Genomic DNA, 19409 nt, shown 5'->3' on the forward strand with positions numbered 1-19409 from the left:
TGCCCTGCTTGGGCTGGCCCGGTCGCTCAGCGTTTGGTCAGCGGGACGACGATCTCGGCGTGGGTGCCGCGCTCCTCGCCGGCCCGCAGGTCGATCGTGCCCCGCAGTTCGCCGGTCACCAGCGCCCGCACGATCTGGAGTCCCAGCTTGCCGCCCCGCTCGGGGTCGAAGTCGGCGGGCAGCCCCTGGCCGTCGTCGACAACGGTGACGTGCAGCTCCTTGCGGTGGCGGCTCGCGGACACCACGACCTCGCCGACGCCGCCCTCACCGTCGATCTCCGGGAACCCGTGCTCGACGGCGTTGGTGAGCAGCTCGTTGAGCACCATCACGAGCGAGGTGGCGATCTCGGCGGGCAGCACTCCGAACGTGCCGACACGACGCATCGCCACGCTCGCCGCGGTCGTGCCCACCTCGGCGGCAGCCGACGCCACCCGGTCGACGATGCCGTCGAACTCGACCGCCTCGTCGCTCGACATCGACAGGGTCTCGTGCACGAGCGCGATAGAAGCGACGCGGCGCACCGACTCCTCCAGCGCGGTCTTCGCGGCGGGCACCTCCACGCGGCGGGCCTGGAGTCGCAGCAGCGCCGCGACCGTCTGGAGGTTGTTCTTCACCCGGTGGTGGATCTCGCGAATCGTGGCGTCCTTGGTGACCAGCGCCCGGTCTCGCAGCCGCACCTCGGTGACGTCGCGCACCAGCACCAGCGCGCCGATCGGTACGCCGGCCGGCATCAGCGGGAGGGCCCGGGTCAGCACGGTCGCGCCGCGCGCCTCGATCTCCTTTCGGGTCGGCGCCTCCCCGCCGAGCGAGGCGAGTATCCGGGACGAGGCATCGGTGCCTTCGAGCGGGTCGTCGGCCAGCCGTGCGGCGAGCGCCGCCAGGTCTTCGCCCACCAGGTGGGAGGCGAAGCCCAACCGACGGAACGCCGACTGGGCGTTCGGGCTGGCGTACGTGACCTTGCCGCTCGCGTCCAGACGGATCAGCCCGTCGCCGACGCGCGGCGCCGAAGTGGTCTCGCCGCGGTGCCGCGCTGGCGGAAACGTGCCGTCGGCCACCATCTGCGCGAGGTCGTCGGCGGTGGTGAGGTAGTTCAGCTCCAGCTGGCTGGGCGTGCGGGCGGTGGAGAGGTTGGTGTCGCGCCCTATCACGCCGATCACCTCGCCGGGCTCGCCCTCCTCGTCGCGCAGCCGCACCGGAATCGCCTCGTGCCGGGCCGGCACGTCGCCGTACCAGACCGGGTCGCCCTCACGCCAGATGCGCCCCTGCTGGTACGCGATCGTCAGGTGCGCGATCTCCGGCCCGCTGACCGAGCGCCCGACCTGGTCGTCCTGGTACGCCGTGGGCGCGGTCGTGGGACGCACCTGCGCGACGCACAGAAACGTGTCGGGCCCGCTCGTGGGCACCCACAACAGCAGGTCCGCGAAGGACAGGTCGGACAGCAACTGCCAGTCGCCCGCGAGCCTGTGCAGATGGTCGATATCGGCCGGCTGGAGGCTGGTGTGCTCCTCGACCAGGTCGCGCAGCGTTGACACACGGCCACTCTAGAGCGCCGCGGTCTCCCTGCGGCAGCGTCCGCCGCCCAGCTCTCACCGCGAACCGGTGTAGAGGGCGACGGTCAGGCCGGGGACTGTCCAGGACTCGGCCAGGGTGTAGGTGGCGCGGATGGCATCGGCTTTGGGGCGTTCCATCGGGCGGAGCGGGTCGCGTTGGTCGCCTACCGCCAGCACCCAGACGCGGTCCACGTCGTTCAGGCAGTCGGCTGGGCGGTCGCAGTCGCTGGCCCAGAAACTGCCGAGGGCGGCCCGGTTCTGTTTGAGCAGTACGTCGTCGGGGCGGTCGTCGCGCAGGTGGTAGTCCATCGCCGTATCCAGGAAGCGCCAACCGCCGCGTGGCGCGTACGCGATGCCGTCGCCCAGGCGCTGGTGCTCGCGGATGATCGCCGCGGCCGCCTGGTAGTCCAGCGGCTGGGTGTCATGTGAGCGGCGGATGACGCGTTGATCGGGCGCGCTGATCAGCAGAAACGTGGCGACGACCGCCAGCGCGCCGCGCAGCCGCACCTCGGCGAGCGCGGCTCCGGCGAGCAGGCAGAGGAACGGCACGGTGAAGGTCAGGTACCGGGGCACCCATACCTGGGTCACCTGCCCGGCCGTCCACAGAAGCACCGCCGGTCCGACGGCGCACAGAGCCAGCGGCGCGCCCCACCGCGCGTGCATCGCCCAGCCGAGCGCTGCCAGCCCGATGGTGATCCCGGCCAGCATGCCGGAGCGGAAGACGTACCCGGACACCGTCAGCAGGTCGCCGGCGCTCGGTGTCGGCACCCAGCCGAGCTGGGTGTTCTGCTGGCCCTTGCCGAGGATGACAAGCGGCAGCAGAGCCACCGTGCTGGCGCCGGTCGCCGCGCCCCACCGGAGCGCGACGTGGCGCCCGGCGAGCACAGCGGCGACCGCGTGGCCGGCGACGACGGTCACAGCGATCAGGTGGCTCAGCCCGGTCGCGGTGACGGCCGCGCCGTAGGCCGCCCAGCGGCCCCACGAAGGGAGGTCCAACGCCCGGATCAACAGCAGCGTGGCGAGCAACGCGAAGAAGGTCGCGAACGCGTACGAGCGGGCCTCCTGTGCGTACCGGGACGTGCTGGGCACGACGGCGAAGAGCAGCCCGGCGAGCACCCCCGCCGGGGCGCCGAAGAGGTGCTTGCCGATGACCGTGACGAGTGCGGCGACTCCGGCCATGCACAGGATGCTCGGCGCGCGCAGCGCCAGCACCGAGTCGCCGAAGATCGCGATCCAGTAGTGCATGAAGAGGTAGTACGGGCCGGAAACAGCATCGATATTCTTCACCATGTGCACAAGGTCGCCCGGGGAGCGGGTGGCGGCGCTCCAGGTGGCCATCTCGTCCCGCCACAGCTGTGGCGCGGTCGCGCCGGCCCCGGTCAGGAGCAGCGTGACCAGCGCGGGCCACACGGCCAGGGGTACGCTGCGACGGCTGGTTGCGGTGAGGAGCACGGCATAGACACCCTGGGGATGTGACCCGGGTTGCACTTGCCCGTCATATGGGATGTCACCTGGTCGGACCCTGGTCGATGTGGCAGCATGAAGCCCGTGACCGTTGCCGAACGCCGTTCCGTGTCGCTGGGGCTTACCTCCCGGCGTCACGTTGACTACGGTCGCGTTCGCAGCGCCATGTGTCCGGCCCACTGAGATAGCCGCCCTCATTCTGCATTCCAGAGCTCGGGGTGGTGCATCGCGCCGGATCCCTGTGACGACGCCGTCCTCCGCGCGTGCCCACCAGACGCACACACCAGTACAGACGGAGGAAGCGCCCGATGGCGTTGACAAGCTCGTCAGGCCGGCCGGCCGCTCGCCCGCGCAAGGCGCGGGGTGAGGGTCAGTGGGCGCTCGGCCACCGTGAGCCGCTCAACCCGAACGAGCGCACGAAGAAGGACGACAACCCGCTCAACGTCCGGGCCCGGATCGAAAACATCTACGCGCACCACGGCTTCGACTCGATCGACCCGCAGGACCTGCGCGGCCGGTTCCGCTGGTGGGGCCTCTACACCCAGCGCAAGCCCGGCATCGACGGCGGTCGCACCGCCGTGCTCGAGCCGCACGAGCTCGACGACAAGTACTTCATGCTGCGCGTCCGGGTCGACGGCGGCCAGCTCGACCTCGATCAGCTGCGCACGATCGCCGATATCTCCCGGCGGTACGCGCGGGACACCGCTGACATCACCGACCGGCAGAACATCCAGCTCCACTGGATCCGCGTCGAGGACATGCCCGCGATCTGGCGGCAGCTCGAAGCGGTCGGGCTCTCTACTACCGAGGCGTGCGGCGACTGCCCGCGCGTGGTGCTGGGCAGTCCGGTCGCCGGCATCGCCGCCGACGAGAAGATCGACGCCACGCCCGCGATCCGAGCGATCGTCGACAAGTACGTGGGTGCGCCCGAGTTCTCGAACCTGCCTCGCAAGTTCAAGTCGTCCATCTCGTGGCTGGCCGACATGCCGTACGAGGTCAACGACATCTCGTTCCTCGGCGTCGACCACCCCGAGTACGGTCCCGGCTTCGACCTGTGGGTCGGCGGTGGCCTGTCGACCAACCCGATGCTCGCCCAGCGCCTCGGCGTCTGGGTGCCGCTCGACGAGGTGCCCGAGGTGTGGGCCGGCGTGGTCAGCATCTTCCGCGACTACGGGTACCGCCGGCTGCGGCACCGGGCGCGGTTGAAGTTCCTGGTCGCCGACTGGGGCGTGGAAAAGTTCCGCGAGGTGCTGGAGAAGGAGTACCTCGGCCGCGGTCTCATCGACGGCCCGCCGCCGGCGCTGCCGGAAAAGCCGATCGACCACATCGGCGTGCACGCGCAGCGCGACGGGCGGTTCTACATCGGCGCCGCTCCCGTCGTGGGCCGGGTCTCCGGCAGCCAGCTGCTGCAGCTCGCCGACGTCGTGGCCGCGCACGGCAGCGCCCGGGTGAGTCTCACGGCGTACCAGAAGCTGCTCGTGCTCGACGTGCCGCAAGAATCGGTCGACTCGCTGGTGGCGGCGATGCGCCGGATCGGTCTGGAAGCCCAGCCGTCGACGTGGCGTCGCGGCACGATGGCCTGCACCGGCATCGAGTTCTGCAAGCTGGCGATCGTCGAGACCAAGAAGCGCGGCGAGGAGCTGGTCGCCCGGCTCGAAGACCGCCTGCGCGACATGGACGCGGACATCACCATCCACATCAACGGCTGCCCCAACGCCTGCGCCCGCACCCAGACCGCTGACATCGGCCTCAAAGGTCAGATCGTCATGGGCCCGGACGGCACGCAGGTCGAGGGGTTCCAGGTGCACCTCGGCGGCGGGCTGGGCATGGCCCAGGGCCAGACCGCCGGGTTCGGACGCAAACTGCGCGGTCTCAAGACCACCGCGGACGAGCTTCCCGAGTACGTCGAGCGCCTGGCCCGCCGGTACCTGGACAGTCGCACCCAGGGCGAGCAGTTCGCCCAATGGGTCATGAGGGTCGAGGAGGAGGCACTCCGATGAGCGAGCGAATCATTGGGGACAGTGCGCTTGGAGCCCCATGGCCGCCCGGAGCGAAGCGAGGACGGCCATGAGCGAACGCGCCGCACCTCTGTACTGCCCCTACTGCGGTGAAGAGGACCTGCGCCCCTCCGAGGAGGGGCACGGGGCCTGGGAGTGTCACTCCTGTGCGCGCGTCTTCTCGGTCAAGTTCATCGGATTGGTGCGAAAGGCGGTGGCGCGATGAGCGCCGTGAGCGCGGTGGGTCTGGGCCTCGTCGCTGGCCCGTCCCTGACACCGCGGGCGAAGCAGCTGCGCGCCCTCGCTGAGGACGCCGCTGAGGCGCTCGAGGGCGCCCCGGCGGAGGAGATCGCCCGCTGGGCGGCCGAGACGTTCGGCGACCGGTTCTGCGTGACCAGCTCGATGGCCGACGCGGTGCTCGCGCACCTGGTGTCGCGGGTCGCCCCGGGCGTCGACGTGATCTTCCTGGACACCGGGCTGCACTTCCCCGAAACCCTCAAGGTGCGCGACATCGTGGCCCGGACGCTGCCGGTCAACGTGCGCTCCATCCGCCCCCGGCTTACCGTGGGGCAGCAGGACGGGCAGTACGGGCCGCGGCTGTTCAACAAGAACCCCGACGAGTGCTGCTTCCTGCGCAAGGTCGAGCCGCTGGAGCGTGCGCTCGCCGACTACGACGCGTGGGCCGCTGGGCTGCGGCGCGACGAGTCGCCGACGCGAGCCAACACGCCGGTGGTGGCGTTCGACGCCAAGCGCGGCAAGATCAAGGTCAACCCGATCGCCGCCTGGTCCCAGGCCGACGTCGACGCGTACATCTCCCGGTGGAACGTGCCGGTCAACGAGCTCTTCAAGCGCGGGTACGGTTCGATCGGCTGCTGGCCGTGCACCGGGCGCACCAAGGCCGGTGAAGACCCGCGGGCCGGCAGGTGGGCGATGTTCGAAAAGACCGAGTGTGGCCTGCACACGTGACCGAGCTAGCTGGCGCTCGCCTCCGCTCGCGCGGGTCATGCGCCCAAGAGCCGCCCTGTAGCCGACCCTGCGCTCGGTCGCTGCGATCCTGGCCCGCGCTCCGCGCGGGCGGCTCGGGCGCTGGAATCCGCCCTGTAGCCGCCAGTCGCTTCGGTCGCTGCGCTCCCTTCGCTTGGTGGCGGCCGCGGGCGGCGCGCCCTCACAGCTCCCTGGACTCCGGGCCGGCTGCGGGCGGCGGCGCATGACGCCCATCGTTCTCGTCGCGCACGGCAGCCGCGATCCGCGTGCTGCCCGCGCGACGCGGGCGCTGGTCCGGGCGGTCGCCGCGGCGCGCCCCGGTGTCGACGTGCGCGCCTCGTACCTGGACCACACGCTGCCCCGGCCGGGGCAGGTGCTCAGCGCCCTGGAGGCCGCCGGCCACGACCGGGTGACGATGGTGCCGTTGCTGCTGACGGCGGCGTACCACGGGCGGGTCGACGTGCCCGATGTGGTGCGTGCCGCGCGGGCATCCGGGCTCCGGATTCCGGTGGCGGTGACCGACGTGCTGGGCCCGGCCGGCGGCGAGGTGCCGGAGTGGCTGCTCGTCGGGTTGACCCGGCGGCTGGCCGAGGCTGGTTCGGGGTTCGACGCGGTGGTGGTGGCCGCCGCGGGCACCCGCGACGCGGCTGCGCGCGAGACGGTCGTGCGGGCGGCCGATGCGCTGGGCGCGAGGCTCGGTGTGCCGGCGGCGGTGGCGTACGCCTCGGCCGCGGCGCCCACGGGGGCCGAGGCGGTGGCCGAACTACGCGCCCGGGGTGCCCGCCGGATCGGCGTGGCGGGGTACTTCCTGGCGCCGGGCCTGCTCTACGACACGGTGACCGGCTCGGCCCGGGCGGCGGGTGCGGCCGCGGTGGCGGAGCCGTTGGAAGACGCCTGGGAGCTGGCCCACCTGGTCCTGTCTCGCGTAGACGCGGCGCTGTCCGTGCCCGGCCTGACGACTGCCCGCGCCGCCTGAGCGCTCGCTGGTCCAAAACCGGCTGGAGACAGCAAGACGCCCCGGCGAACGGGGCCGGGGCGTGGATGCTGTGGGGTTTGTGCTGTGGTCAGGCCGAGTGAGCGCGGACCCGCAGGCCACCGCGACGCTTGACAGCGCGCCGCTCTTCTTCGCTCATCCCGCCCCAGACGCCGGCGTCCTGACCGGAGTCGAGCGCCCACTGCAGACACTCGTCGGTCGCGGAGCACCGCCGGCAGACGGCCTTGGCCTGCTCGACCTGCAGGAGCGCAGGGCCGGACGTCCCGATGGGGAAGAACAGCTCCGGGTCCTCGTCGCGGCAGGCAGCATGGTGGCGCCAGTCCATGGCGGAAACACTCCTCATTCTGGATCGATGACGGTAAATGCGGTTGATCTTCTTTATATGCGTACGCGAGCGCCGGTCGTGACGATGCGCATCCATCCGATCAGCGACGCGTTAGCAGGCGACGAAGCCATGGGACCTGCTCAAACTCGCCCGCGCAAAAGGCGTGTCCAGGCAATGTCCCGGTAACTCGGTTCGCTTGTGAATACTTTCACGAACTACCGCGATGTCAAGGGGAACGCTCGGAAAAAATCCGAGCGGGTGAGCAAGCCCACAACCCCTTTGTCCGGGTTTCGGCCCCTGCGCCGACCCCCAACATCCGACAGCCCTAATCAATGTAGTACAGTCCAAGCCCCAATGCCGACATTTCCGGCGTGTTTCGCCCGTATGCTCCGTCACGTAGGCAGGACGTACCCGTTCGTCAGCAGATTACGCGCAACGCCTCGCGAACACTGGTGAAACGAACTTTCTCCCTCTCACCGAGGTAGTCCCCGTCGAGCTGGAAGGGCTGCGGCCGGGTCGCCAGCAACGTGAACTCGTCGACGTCATGCAGTCGCACGACCTGCCGGCCGCGCGGGTCGGGCTGGCGGGAGAAGATCTGCGTCACCGTCCGGGCGGTACTGGGCAGGTGCAGCTGGCGCAGGGCCATCACGTCGAGGCCGAGGTCGAACGAGGCCTCCGGGTTCGGATTGATCGCCCGGTCGCCCAGGTAGGTCCACGGTGCCGTGTTCTGGATGATGACGGTCGCCAGCGAGCCCTCGGCCGGCTCGCCGGGGCGCTCCAGCGTAATCGCCGGGTCACGCCGGTTGACCCCGAGGAAGTACTGGTTGACGGCCGAGCGCAGGTACAGGCCGGGTGTGGAGGTGCGGCCACGCAATCGGGCCTGCTCCACCCGGCGCACCACCGACGCGTCCAACCCGAGCCCCGCGCAGAACGTGAAGTAGCGGTCGTCGGCCCGTCCCAGGCCGATCGTGCGGTGCCGCCCGGCGTGCAGCGCCTCCAGGATGACGCTCGTGCCCTCGGCCCAGCCCTTCGGCAGCCCAAGCGCGCGGGCGAAGACGTTCGTCGAGCCGCCCGGCACCACGGCCAGCGCGGGTCGCTCCGCCAGCGACGGCGCGGCCATCAGGCCATTGACGACCTCGTTGACCGTGCCGTCGCCACCCAGCGTCACCACGACGTCGACACCCGTCTCGGCCGCCTCACGGGACAGCGCGGTGCCGTGCCCGCGGCGCCGGGTGTGCTGCACGGTCAGGTCGAACTCGGTCCGCAGCGCCCGCACCAGGACATCCCGACCGCGTTCGCTGGTCGTGGTGGCCTTGGGGTTGACGACCAATAACGCGCGCATGGCCGGCACTGTACTCGCCGGCCGTCCCGGGATAACGAGACAGCGCCCGCATGGCGGGCACTGTGCTCGCCAGTCGCTTCCGAGCGGACAGGTATGGTTTCCCGCGTGACGACGGACTCCCCATCGCTGCCCAGAGCGCTGCGGTGGGCGGTGTGGCTGCTGACCGGCGAAGCGGCCGTCCTTGCCCTGATCACGGCCTATCTCGTGTACGAGGATCTGACCGCCACGGCCACCAGCCTCGCGGGTGCGCTGATAGTGACCGGGTTCGCGGCTACCGGCGCGCTCCTGGTCTTCCTCCTCGCCCGGGCACTCGCCGCGCGCAGGTCGGGCGCTCGCGGTCCGGCCATCGTGGTGCAGCTCATGTTCCTGCCGGTCGGGTACTTCATGATCCAGGGCGGGCTCGCCTGGCTGGGCGTACCCGTCCTCGCGCTTGCCCTACTGGTCGGTGGGCTACTCGTCAGTCCGTCCACCACAAAAGCGCTGGGTCTTGGCTAAGTAAGACCGACCGGTTGTCCGCTACCCCCGCTGACCTGCGCCTAGAGTGTGTGGCCGTGAACGTTGAGGGTGCGGTGCGGCCGCCGGCATATCAGACGCTGGCGGAGGAACTGCGTGCGCAGATCACTTCGGGACGGCTGCGGCCGGGTGAGCGCCTGCCCACCGAGCCGCAACTGTGCCTCCGGTCCGGCGTGAGCCGGAGCACGGTACGGGAGGCCCTGCGCCTGCTGGCCAGCCAGCACCTGATCGTGACCACGCGAGGGGTCACCGGTGGCTCATTCGTGGCGCACCCGAGCCCGGAGCAGCTCTCCGACAGCCTTTCGACCGGGGTCAGCCTGCTGCTTACCACCGCGACAGCCGATATGGCGGACCTGCTGGAGGCGCGCGAGACGCTGGAGGTGCCAGCGGCGGCGCGGGCGGCCGGACGGCGTACCGACGAGCATCTCGCCGACCTGCGGGCGGCGCTCTTCGATCCGGCGACTGACGGCCTGCCGACGATGCTGGCCGCGCACAGGGCGTTTCACACGGCGCTGGTGGCCGCCACCGGCAACCCGCTGCTGGTGCTGCTCAGCCGCCCGCTGTACCAGGTGTCGAACGAGCGCGAGCTGGCCGAGGCGGCACCGGAGGGGTTCTGGGCGCGGATCGACGCGGAGCACCGCGAGATCCTGCACTTCGTGACCGCCCGCGACGCCGTGGGAGCCTCCAACGCGGCGCGTGCCCACCTGGACTTCCTGCGCGACTGTTACGTGCGGTAGGCACAGCTGAGTGAAGATGCCCTCGCTTCGCTCGGGTCGCCCGCGCACCGGGGCGCGCGCTCGCTAACCGCTGACGCGGCGAGTGAGTAGCGTGATGGTCGCGCGGTCGCCGGTGGCCGTCGCGGCGGCGGACGTGGTCAGCGCGGTCAATACCTTCCACGCGAAGGACGACTCGGAGGGCAGCCGAGCGCCCGGCACCGTGCTGACGGTGACCTCGACGGTGAGCGCGTCGTCGGTGACCGAGAAGCGGCACTCTAGCTCGGCGCCTCGGGTGGCGATGGCGAGAAGCATCGCGCACGCCTCGTCGACCGCGATGCGGAGGTCTTCGATCTCGTCGAGGGCGAAGTGAAGGCGGGCCGCGAGGCCGGCCGTTGCGGTGCGCAGTACGCCGAGATAGCCGACATCGGCTGGCACGGTGAGCAGCACGACGTCGTCTTCGATCACCGGCTCCACATGCGCTGTCAGTTCACTCACTCCGCCCGAGACTGCAGGGCCCCTCCGCCCGCGAAGGCCTCCGCCCGCGACTTGAGGCCCCGAAGCAGCACCCTACCGGGCGAGGCGGCGCAGCGGGGTGCCGGTAAGGCGGTACGGCAGCCACTCGTCCTGGGCGGTGAAGCCGAGCGCGGTGTAGAGGTCGCGTGCGGGGTTCCAGTTCAGTACCTGAAGGTCGAGGCGGGCGTAGCCCCGATCGACGCAGATCCGGGCGAGCTCAGCGATGAGCCGCTTGCCGGCACCGGTGCCGCGAGCCTCCGGGCGCACGTACACGTCTTCGAGGTAGAGGCCGTGCACGCCTTCCCAGGTGGAGAAGTTCAGGAACCACAGCGCGTACCCGACGAGCCGGTCGTCGCAGACGGCGACGTGACCGAAGAGTGCGGGCGTCGCGTCGAAGAGAGCGGCGTGTAGCTGAGGCTCGGTGAGGTGGCACTGCTCGGGTGCCTTTTCGAAGGCCGCGAGCTCGTGCACCATCGCAACGATGGCCGGCACGTCCTCGGGACGTGCCGGCCGGATCGTGGCTGTGCCAGGCGCGACGGTCACGCCTGCTTGGTCTCCCAGAAGATCTTGGAGATCTCTTCGATCTTGCCGAGCAGCTCGTCGGCCTTGGCCGGGTCGGTCGACCCCTTGGCCCCGGCCGCGCCAGCCAGCTTGGTGGCCTCGTTGAAGAGCTGGTGGAGCTGCGGGTACTTCTCGAAGTGGGGCGCCTTGAAGTAGTCGGTCCAGAGCACCCAAAGGTGGTGCTTGACCAGCTCGGCGCGCTGCTCCTTGATGATCAATGCCCGAGTGCGGAACTCGGGGTCGGTGTTCGCCTGGTACTTCTCGGCAATCGCCTTGATCGACTCGGCCTCGATCCGTGCCTGCGCCGGGTCGTAGACGCCACAGGGCAGATCGCAGTGGGCGCTCACGATTGTGCGCGGAGCAAGAATGCGTGGAAGTCGCATAAGGACCCCTCCATGGACGTTTGCGATGATCCAAGAAAGACCCTACTCCTGCGGGAGTTGGGCGACATGAGAGAGGTGAAACACACCATCGTGTACGCGGTACTCGTGCGAGGTCCGTCGATGGCTCCGACACTGCGAAACGGCGATGCTCTGCTGGTGCGGCGGGGTGGCCGGGGCGTCCGGCCCGGCGACGTGGTGGTCGCGCGGTTTCGTTCGCGGCCAGACCTGCTCGTGGTCAAGCGGGCGGTCCGCGCGCAGGACGGCGGCTGGTGGGTACGCGGAGACAACGACCTGGTCACAGACGACTCGCGCGCGTATGGGGTTGCGGACGTCGTCGGGCGGGTATTGCTTCGCTACTGGCCCCGCCCTGGGTTTATGCTCAGAAATCGGACCGGGTGACCCCCGCACCGCACCGCCGCTTATCGCTCACCGACGCGCGCCGAGCCGGCGGGACTGCACCGCTCGCCGCCGGGCGCGAGCGAGGAAGCCGCACGCTGGGAGTCACCGCATGTCATCGTCCTCATTGGAAAACAAACCGGAACTCTGGTCGAGCGCCGTCGTGCGCGGTCACGGCTCCGACCTCGATGCAAATGAACCCGTGTTCGAATTGCACCGCGGCGGCAAGATGGCCGTCGCCTCGACCGTCCCGCTGACCAGCCGGGAAGACCTCTCTCTCGCGTACACCCCGGGTGTGGCCCGGGTGTGCGAAGCGATCGCCGCTGAGCCGGCGCTGGCCGCCGACTACACCTGGGTCGGGCACACCGTCGCGGTGGTCACCGACGGGTCGGCGGTGCTGGGTCTCGGCAACATCGGCGCCCGCGCCGCGATGCCCGTGATGGAGGGCAAGGCGGTGCTCTTCAAGCAGTTCGGCGGCGTCGACGCGGTGCCGATCTGCCTCGACACCCAGGACGTCGACGAGATCGTTTCGGTGGTGACGGCGCTGGCCCCGTCGTTCGGCGGGATCAACCTGGAAGACATCTCCGCGCCGCGCTGCTTCGAGATCGAGCGCCGCCTCGACGAAGCGCTGCCGATCCCGGTCTTCCACGACGACCAGCACGGCACCGCGATCGTGGTCTTGGCCGCGCTGCGCAACGCCGCCACCCTGCTCGACCGCAAGCTCGCTGACCTGCGCGTGGTCGTGAGCGGTGCCGGCGCCGCTGGCGTGGCCGTCACGAAGATGCTGATCGCGGGCGGAGTCGACGGCGCCGAGGTGGTGGTCGTCGACTCGCGCGGAATCATCCACGAGGGGCGTGGCGATCTGACACCGGTCAAGGCCGAGCTGGCCGCCACGACCAACGCCGCCGGTCGCACCGGCGGCATCGCCGAGGCGCTGGCCGGCGCCGACGTCCTGGTCGGCGTGTCCGGCGGACAGATAGCCGAGGAGGCGGTGGCCGGCATGGCGCCCGGCGGCATCGTCTTCGCCCTCGCCAACCCCACGCCCGAGGTGCACCCCGACGTCGCGGCCCGGCACGCCGCGCTGGTCGCCACCGGTCGCAGCGACTTCCCGAACCAGATCAACAACGTGCTCGCGTTTCCGGGCATCTTCAGGGGCGCCCTGGAGGCCCGCGCCTCCCGCATCACCGATGCGATGAAGGTCGCGGCGGCCGACGCGATCGCGGGCGTAGTGGCCGACGCACTGCACCCGGACGCTTTCGTGCCGTCCGCGCTCGACCCGCGCGTGGCGCCCGCCGTGGCCGCCGCGGTCGCCGCCGCGGCCCAGGCTGATCACGCCTGACCAGGCCGGGCGGTGTTAGCGTGCTTGACCATGCGCGCTGCCTATGCCTCCTCGTTCGACGACGGGAACCCGCTCGCCGCCCTCACGGTCGGCGAGCGGCCGGCACCTGAAACCCCGGACGAGAGCTGGACGGTCGTCGACGTCCGCGCCAGCTCGCTCAACCGCCACGACCTGTGGTCGCTGCGCGGTGTCGGGCTCACCGAGCAGCAGCTGCCGATGATCCTGGGCTGCGACGCGGCGGGCGTCGACTCCGGCGGCGCCGAGGTGGTCGTATACCCGGTGATCCCTGACCCGGGTGACCCCCGCGGCTACTCGCTGCTATCCGAGAACCATCCCGGCACGCTCGCCGACCAGGTGGCCGTGCCGCGCGCCAACCTCGTGCCGAAACCCGCCGGGCTCAGCTTCGTCGACGCGGCGTGCCTGCCGACGGCATGGCTGACCGCGTACCGGATGCTCACCACGCGCGGCAGGGTCACCGAGGGAGAGGCCGTGCTGGTGCAGGGCGCCGGTGGGGGTGTCGCCACCGCCGCGGTCGTGCTCGCCGTCGCGCTCGGCAAGAGGGTGTATGCCACCAGCCGGGACGCCGGAAAGCGAGAGCGCATCGCCGATCTGGGCGCCACCGCAGTGGAGCCGGGTGCCCGGCTGTCGGAACGCGTCGACGTGGTGATCGAGACGGTGGGCGCCGCGACGTTCGAGCACTCGTTGAAGTGCGCCGCGCCCGGGGCGCGCATCGTCGTGTCGGGCGCGACCGCCGGGTACGAGGCGAAGGTCAACCTGCGCCGGGTGTTCGCGATGCAGCTGGACATCCTCGGCTCCTCGATGGGCACCCCGGAGGAGCTGGCCGGCCTGCTCATGCTGTGCGAGGAGCAGGGGATCCGGCCGGTCGTCGACAGCGTGTACGGGTTCTCCGAGGCCGCCGGGGCGTTCGAGCGGCTGGACTCCGGCGACGTCTTCGGCAAGGTCGTGCTGGACCACACGAAGTAGGAGGGGCGCCGCCACCTTTCGGTGACGGCGCCCCTCCTCGCTGGACGTGGGTCAGGCGGCTGGCGCCCCACCCGGCTGCACGGCGCCGTTCACCGTCAGGGTGTACGGCGCGTACTGGTTGACCTGCTCGGTCGGCTCGTCGTACGCGACGATCGCGACCACCGTCGGGAACCCGGCGAACTGAGCGAGCTGCGCCCGGTCGAGCTGCACATTGCGCTTGTGGTTGTACTGCGCCTGCAGCGCGATCTGGTTCTTCGCGTCGATGCCGACCAGGCGCACGCTCCAGTCGTGCACCTCGACCGGGTTGATCTCGGTCGGCGAGTCGAACGCCGCCAGGCTGGAGCCGTCGCTGATCGTCGTGCCGCCCAGCGTCACGTCGTCGATCAGCAGGCCACCCTCGTTGACGCCACCGTCGCTGACGTACCGGATGCCCAGCAGCACCGTCTGGCCGGCGTACGCGGAGAGGTCGAATGTGTGCGGCTCGAACCCTTCGGTGGTGCCGTTGAGCGACGGCCCGAACGGGCCCGCCACCGTCTTGTCACCGGCGATGGCGGTGTACGTCTCCCCGCCGTCGGTGGAGACCATGACGTACCCGTAGTCGTAACCGGCCTCGGCGCCGTACTTCGCGAGGAAGCTCAGCGTCGCGTTGGTGGCCGGCACGGCGACCTGGGTGACCGCGGCGTTGTCGAGGTTGTTGCCGTTGCCGGAGAACAGCACCGGGTTGCCCGGCCGGTCCGGGTCGTTGTCGACGACGGTCCACGCCAGCGGCAACGACGGCAGCACCTTCGCGCCCTGGAACGACAGCGACCGCAGCTCGCGGCCCTTGAGGAAGGTGCCGCCCGCGTTGCGCAGTGCCACATAGTCAGCGCCGTTGGGTGCGGCGCCGGGCTCGTCGTACGCGTCCGGGTTGGCCAGGTTGACCGTGGAGCGGACGCTGGCCGAGGTGACCTTCTTCTTCGGGATGCCGAGCATGACGCCCCGGCGGGACTCGCCAACGATCTTGTCGACGAGAACCGAGGTCTGGTAGTCGTGGATCACCTTGTACGGGTTGCTCTGGCCCTCGGCCTCCAGGGCGGCGTCGAGGCTCGCCAGGCCCTGGAACTCGCCGTCCCGGTGCAGCTTGGAGAGGATCTCCGGGCCGAACTGGTCGTGCAGGTACAGCATGAACTGGTAGGCGTTGCCGTAGTCGGCGAGCACCTCGTTCGGCTGGCCCTCACCCCAGAGCGTCAGCGAGTTTTCCGGACCGCCACAGTCGCGCGGGTTCGGGTTGTACGGCGTCTGCACCGGCCCGAAACCCTGGAAGCAGTACAGGTGGCTGTCGGCGCCCCGGTCGAACACGGTGGCCGTGGTGTCGGAGTATCCGGTCAGCAACTGGGCGTAGTCCGAGAGGCCCTCGTTGATCCAGTTTCCCTCGAACGGGTCGGTGTAGTAGTGCAGCAGGTGCTGCCACTCGTGCGCGAACGTGCTCTCGTACGCGGTCGGCCTGGCGGGCCGGCTGGTGCACAGGTCGCTGGTCGGCTCGTCCGGCGGGTTGGCGCCGGTGCGGTGCGCCCAGTCGAACGCGTCGACGGTCATCACGTTGCGGTCGAGCAGCTCGTTGATCTGCGCCGAGAAGAAGCCCGCGATGTAGGTCGGCGCTTCCGGGAACGTGTAGTAGTTGTCGTCCCGGACATTGTCGATGAGTGCCACCGTGCGGTTGCCCGCGCCGCTGTAGTCGCCGCCGTTACCGTTGGCGTCCGGCGGCACGACCGCGTTGGTGCCGTCGCGGTCCGGCGGCGTGCTGAAGGCCGCGGTCTCCTTCGGGTACATGTTGGTGTCGAACTCTTCGACGAAGTATTCGACCTGCTCGTCGGTGATCTGCGTCGAGTTCGGGATCTGTGCGCGGCAGTCACCGGCCGGGAACGAGGTGTCGTTGGCGACCCAGACCTCGATGTGGTCGCCGACGCCACGCAGTGTGTAGTCCTTGCGGTACAGGCTGCCCTCGACGTCGTCGAGGCCCAGCCACTGCCGGACGGTGCCCACCGGCGGCGTGTCGGCCTGAGCCTGGATCCGCTGGCGGGTCGATGCCTTCGGCTGGTACCGCTGCGGTACGTCGACCTTCTTGCCGTCGAGCTTGAAATCGGTTCGAGTCAGCTCTCGGAAGTCGCTCGGCTGGTTCGCATCGCGTACCGGTGCGGGGGCGGCTGCCGCCGACGATGCCGGGACGATGGTCACCAGGGGAAGGACGAGAGCGGTGGCTGCGGCCCCAACAATGCGGCTGCGTGCCATGTATCCCCCTTGTGAATGGACGCTGGTACACACCGATGCCTACCGGTACGCCCGTACGAGCGCAAGTGACCTTCCCGGATTATCCGATGTGGACGTCCGGAATGTCGGGAACGATGCGTTCAGGCTGCGCCTGAACCCGGACGCCGCTGGCGGATCCGCACCAGCCCTAGCTGTCCGAGCATCACGCCCAAGGTGAAACGGTTGGGCGCGCCGAAGCGGCGCATGAGATCGCTGACCCGGCGCCGCACCGTGCGGTCGCTCGTGTCGAGATGGAAAGCGACCCGATGGTCGCTACGGCCAGTGAGCAACTCGGCGAGCAGCCGGTGCTCCTCTTCCGAGAGAGCGAGAGCCAACGGCACGTCGTCGGCCTCGTCGATGTCCAACTTCATGGAAGCCCTCCCCGTATGGGCATGCCCGCGGTTGACGGACCTCCTGATTGTGGACAGCGTGTGTGTCGTTGGCAACGGTGCGCTAATAGCGGATATCTAGCCCAACCCGGCTACTGGGGGCGTATGCGCTGGCCATCGGTGGTGGCCGGAAGCGGTCAAGTCCATTGTGGCCTCCCAAGGCATCGAATATGTTCCACGCGCCGATCGACTCCTTCGACGGCCTGGAGTCCGCATCGTGGAAGCTCATAAGAGAGGTGTCCGGGCGTTCAGGCCCAGCGGCAACCCGCGCAGCGTCGAGCTGACGTCGATCAAGGGCAATTGCATGGATCAAGGGCAAACGCACGTGGTCTAGAGATCGAACCACGTGCGTTTGCCCTTGATCGACGGAAGGCGCCGCGAGCGCTAGTGGTGCGAGGAGTGGGGGAGCCACCCGAGCCAGCGGGGGAGGTACCAGTTGCGGTCGCCCAGCATGGCCATTACCGACGGGAGGAGCACGGCGCGGACGATTGTCGCGTCGATCAGGACCGCTACCGCCAGGCCGAAGCCCATCTCCTTCATCGACGTCATCGAGCCCGTAGTGAAGAGGCCGAACACGGCCACCATCACGACCGCCGCGCTCGTGATGACGCCGGCCGTGCCGCGGATACCCCGCGACACCGCGAGCTTGGTCGGCCAGCCCCGGTCGTAGCCTTCTCGGATGCGACTGAGCACGAACACGTGGTAGTCCATCGACAGTCCAAAGAGGATCACGAAGAGGAACAGCGGGATCCAGCTCGTGATGGCACCACGGGCGTGGAAGTCCAGCAGGCTCTCGCCCATTCCCTTCTGGAAGACCAGCACCAGCGCGCCGTAGGCGGCGGCGACGGACAGTAGGTTGAGCACGATCGCGGTGGCCGCCACGACGACCGAGCGGAACGACACGAGCAGCAGCAGGAACGCCAGCCCGAGCACGAACGCGAACACCAGCGGCACGCTGCCGGTCAGCGCCTTGTTGAAGTCGACCGACTGGGCTGCCTCGCCGGTGACGGCCACCTCGGCACCGTCGACGCTCAGCACGGTAGCTGGGATGACCTTGTCGCGGAGTACGCGTACCGCTTCCTCCGAGGCGGCGTCGGTGCCGGAACCGGACAGGCCCAGGCTGATCCGCGCGACCGTCTTGTCCGGGCTTACCTGCACCGTGACCGGCTCGTGCAGCTTGCCGGTCGCGAGCGCGGTGGTCTTGAATGCTCCGATCGCCGCGGTCATCGACGCGCTGGTGACGTCCGCTGCCTTTACTACGACGACGCCCGGGTCGGCGCCGCCGGGGAAGGCGGCCGACACCTTGTCGTACGCGATCAGGGCCGGCTTGTCGTGCTTGAAACCGTCGGCACCGTCGGAGGCGGTGCGCATGCCGAGGGCGGGCGTCGCGAGCGCGATCAGAGCGGCCGCGGCGAAGGCCGCCGAGACGCCGGGCCGGCGCAGCACGACCTTGAGCACGACGCGCCAGAAGCGGCCGTTGGACTCACGCCGGTACAGGCCGGGGATGCGGCCGAGGTCGACCCGGTCGCCGAGCTTGGACAGCAGCGCGGGCAGCACGGTCAGCGAGCCGAGCGCGGCTGTCGCGACGACCAGGATCGTGCCGGTGGCGAGGCTGATGAACGCGGTGTCGTCGGTGAGGAACATGCCGGCCACCGCGATGATTACGGTGAACGCCGAGATGAGGATCGACCGGCCGGAGGTGGCCGCCGCGATGGCCAGCGCGGTCTCGGGGTCGGCGCCCTTGGCTCGCTCCTCGCGTTCCCGGCGGATGTAGAACAGGCAGTAGTCGACCCCGACGGCGAGGCCCATAAGCAGCATGAGGTGGGTGGTGGAGTCGGCGGTGGGGAAGAGGCGGCTCGCGGCGGCCAGCAGGCCGAGCGAGGCCATGAACGCGGTCAGGGCCAGGCCGAGCGGCAGCACCGCCGCCAGCAGCGCCCCGAACGCGACGATCAGGATGCCGAGCGTCACCGGGATTGACAGCGTCGACAGCAGCGTCAGGTCCTCCTCCAGGCCCTGCATGATCGCCTTGTCGATGCTGGCGGCACCGGTCTGCCCGATGTACAGGTCGGGGTGGCGTTCCTGTACCCCGGCAACCGCGTCGAGCACCGGCTGCACCCGGTCAGAGGCGGTGTCGGCGTCGCCGGTCATGTCGAATGTGACCAGCGCCGCGTGCCCGTCTTCGGAGAGGGCGTCGGTGCGTACGTTCTCCACCTGGCCCGTGGCCTCCACGGCGGAGACCGCGTCGCGCACCGCGCCCTGGAACGCTGGCGCGTCAGCGGTCAGCCCGCCGCTCTGCACGATCACCATCTCGCCGGCACGGTCGGGGAAGCCGGCCGCCTCGATCATTTTGTCGGCGCGCCGCGACTCACCGTTTCCGTAGTCGCTGTCCTTCGCCGCGATGGTCCCGATCGCGGCGGAGAGCACCGTGGCCGCTACCACGAAGAGCAACCACCCGAAGATCGCGGTGGCCCGGTGCCGCGCGCTGAAGCGGGCGACCGTGGCGGCCAGGTTGCGGGATCGCCGGTGCGTCGCCGGGGGCTCGCCCGGCCCGACGGCCGGTCGCTGCATGATGGATGTGGTCATGCCGAAGACGCTATGAGCAGCGCTGATTCGCATCGATCCAGCGCGCACCCCACTTTCCGGTGGGGAACACCGCGCCGTCGTGGTAGGGCC

Annotated in this window: 18 protein-coding genes; 8 read left to right on the forward strand and 10 right to left on the reverse strand. The window is 70.0% G+C overall.

The genetic code is table 11. The annotated features are described in order from the left end of the window. Positions 1 to 26 precede the first annotated feature (26 nt). The gene (locus tag V6V89_RS03700) at positions 27 to 1532 is read right to left on the reverse strand and encodes a histidine kinase N-terminal domain-containing protein (RefSeq protein ID WP_334617486.1); all 1506 of its coding nucleotides are present in this window, start codon (positions 1530 to 1532) and stop codon (positions 27 to 29) included. A 54-nt stretch (positions 1533 to 1586) separates the two neighbouring features. Beyond that, positions 1587 to 3002: a glycosyltransferase family 39 protein gene (locus tag V6V89_RS03705; RefSeq protein ID WP_334617487.1), complete on the reverse strand. Its 1416-nt coding sequence runs from the start codon at positions 3000 to 3002 to the stop codon at positions 1587 to 1589. Between the two features lie 320 nt (positions 3003 to 3322). Between V6V89_RS03705 and V6V89_RS03710 the strand changes: the two genes are divergently transcribed. The 3 genes from V6V89_RS03710 (at position 3323) to V6V89_RS03720 (ending at position 6971) form a co-directional block, all read left to right on the forward strand. Next, positions 3323 to 5014, forward strand: a complete 1692-nt coding sequence (locus V6V89_RS03710) for a nitrite/sulfite reductase (protein ID WP_334617488.1) — start codon at positions 3323 to 3325, stop codon at positions 5012 to 5014. Between the two features lie 219 nt (positions 5015 to 5233). Then, positions 5234 to 5977 (forward strand): phosphoadenylyl-sulfate reductase, encoded by a 744-nt coding sequence (locus V6V89_RS03715; RefSeq protein WP_334617489.1) that lies wholly within the window; start codon positions 5234 to 5236, stop codon positions 5975 to 5977. Positions 5978 to 6218: 241 nt separating this feature from the next. Continuing rightward, positions 6219 to 6971, forward strand: coding sequence for a sirohydrochlorin chelatase (locus tag V6V89_RS03720; protein WP_334617490.1), 753 nt, complete (start codon positions 6219 to 6221; stop codon positions 6969 to 6971). An 88-nt stretch (positions 6972 to 7059) separates the two neighbouring features. On the opposite strand, the gene V6V89_RS03725 is transcribed toward V6V89_RS03720, so the two are convergent. Both V6V89_RS03725 and V6V89_RS03730 read right to left on the reverse strand, forming a co-directional pair. After that, positions 7060 to 7314 (reverse strand): WhiB family transcriptional regulator, encoded by a 255-nt coding sequence (locus V6V89_RS03725; RefSeq protein WP_265250665.1) that lies wholly within the window; start codon positions 7312 to 7314, stop codon positions 7060 to 7062. A gap of 418 nt (positions 7315 to 7732) precedes the next feature. Continuing rightward, on the reverse strand, positions 7733 to 8656 hold the full coding sequence (locus tag V6V89_RS03730) for a diacylglycerol/lipid kinase family protein (protein ID WP_334617491.1): 924 nt from the start codon (positions 8654 to 8656) through the stop codon (positions 7733 to 7735). Positions 8657 to 8761: 105 nt separating this feature from the next. Between V6V89_RS03730 and V6V89_RS03735 the strand changes: the two genes are divergently transcribed. Further along, complete coding sequence (locus V6V89_RS03735; protein ID WP_442935057.1) at positions 8762 to 9151, forward strand: hypothetical protein; 390 nt, start codon at positions 8762 to 8764, stop codon at positions 9149 to 9151. Positions 9152 to 9207: 56 nt separating this feature from the next. Beyond that, complete coding sequence (locus V6V89_RS03740; RefSeq protein ID WP_334617493.1) at positions 9208 to 9906, forward strand: FadR/GntR family transcriptional regulator; 699 nt, start codon at positions 9208 to 9210, stop codon at positions 9904 to 9906. Between the two features lie 63 nt (positions 9907 to 9969). Here V6V89_RS03740 and V6V89_RS03745 read toward each other — a convergent pair whose 3' ends face one another. From V6V89_RS03745 to sodN, 3 genes are all read right to left on the reverse strand, one after another. Then, positions 9970 to 10380 carry an ATP-binding protein gene (locus V6V89_RS03745; protein WP_334617494.1) on the reverse strand — a complete coding sequence of 137 codons (411 nt, stop codon included), beginning with the start codon at positions 10378 to 10380 and terminating at the stop codon, positions 9970 to 9972. Between the two features lie 72 nt (positions 10381 to 10452). Then, a complete protein-coding gene (locus V6V89_RS03750) occupies positions 10453 to 10941 on the reverse strand; it encodes a GNAT family N-acetyltransferase (protein WP_334617495.1) in 489 nt (162 codons plus the stop codon). Further along, positions 10938 to 11342: a superoxide dismutase, Ni gene (gene sodN / locus V6V89_RS03755; protein WP_334617496.1), complete on the reverse strand. Its 405-nt coding sequence runs from the start codon at positions 11340 to 11342 to the stop codon at positions 10938 to 10940. Before sodN ends, V6V89_RS03750 begins: the two co-directional genes overlap by 4 nt. 66 nt (positions 11343 to 11408) lie before the next feature. On the opposite strand from sodN, the gene V6V89_RS03760 reads away from it, so the two are divergent. From V6V89_RS03760 to V6V89_RS03770, 3 genes are all read left to right on the forward strand, one after another. Then, complete coding sequence (locus V6V89_RS03760) at positions 11409 to 11741, forward strand: S26 family signal peptidase (RefSeq protein WP_334617497.1); 333 nt, start codon at positions 11409 to 11411, stop codon at positions 11739 to 11741. A gap of 226 nt (positions 11742 to 11967) precedes the next feature. Next, a complete protein-coding gene (locus V6V89_RS03765) occupies positions 11968 to 13077 on the forward strand; it encodes an NAD(P)-dependent malic enzyme (protein ID WP_334617606.1) in 1110 nt (369 codons plus the stop codon). Between the two features lie 30 nt (positions 13078 to 13107). Then, on the forward strand, positions 13108 to 14061 hold the full coding sequence (locus V6V89_RS03770; protein WP_334617498.1) for a zinc-binding dehydrogenase: 954 nt from the start codon (positions 13108 to 13110) through the stop codon (positions 14059 to 14061). Positions 14062 to 14112: 51 nt separating this feature from the next. On the opposite strand, the gene V6V89_RS03775 is transcribed toward V6V89_RS03770, so the two are convergent. From V6V89_RS03775 to V6V89_RS03785, 3 genes are all read right to left on the reverse strand, one after another. Then, positions 14113 to 16275, reverse strand: coding sequence for a choice-of-anchor J domain-containing protein (locus tag V6V89_RS03775; RefSeq protein WP_334617499.1), 2163 nt, complete (start codon positions 16273 to 16275; stop codon positions 14113 to 14115). Positions 16276 to 16448: 173 nt separating this feature from the next. Then, positions 16449 to 16718, reverse strand: coding sequence for a LuxR C-terminal-related transcriptional regulator (locus V6V89_RS03780; protein ID WP_334617500.1), 270 nt, complete (start codon positions 16716 to 16718; stop codon positions 16449 to 16451). 402 nt (positions 16719 to 17120) lie between these two features. After that, entirely contained in the window at positions 17121 to 19319 is a 2199-nt protein-coding gene (locus V6V89_RS03785) for an MMPL family transporter (RefSeq protein WP_334617501.1), read from the reverse strand. Between the last annotated feature and the right edge of the window lie 90 nt (positions 19320 to 19409).

The organism is Micromonospora sp. CPCC 206061 (assembly GCF_036906915.1).
Lineage (GTDB): Bacteria > Actinomycetota > Actinomycetes > Mycobacteriales > Micromonosporaceae > Phytohabitans.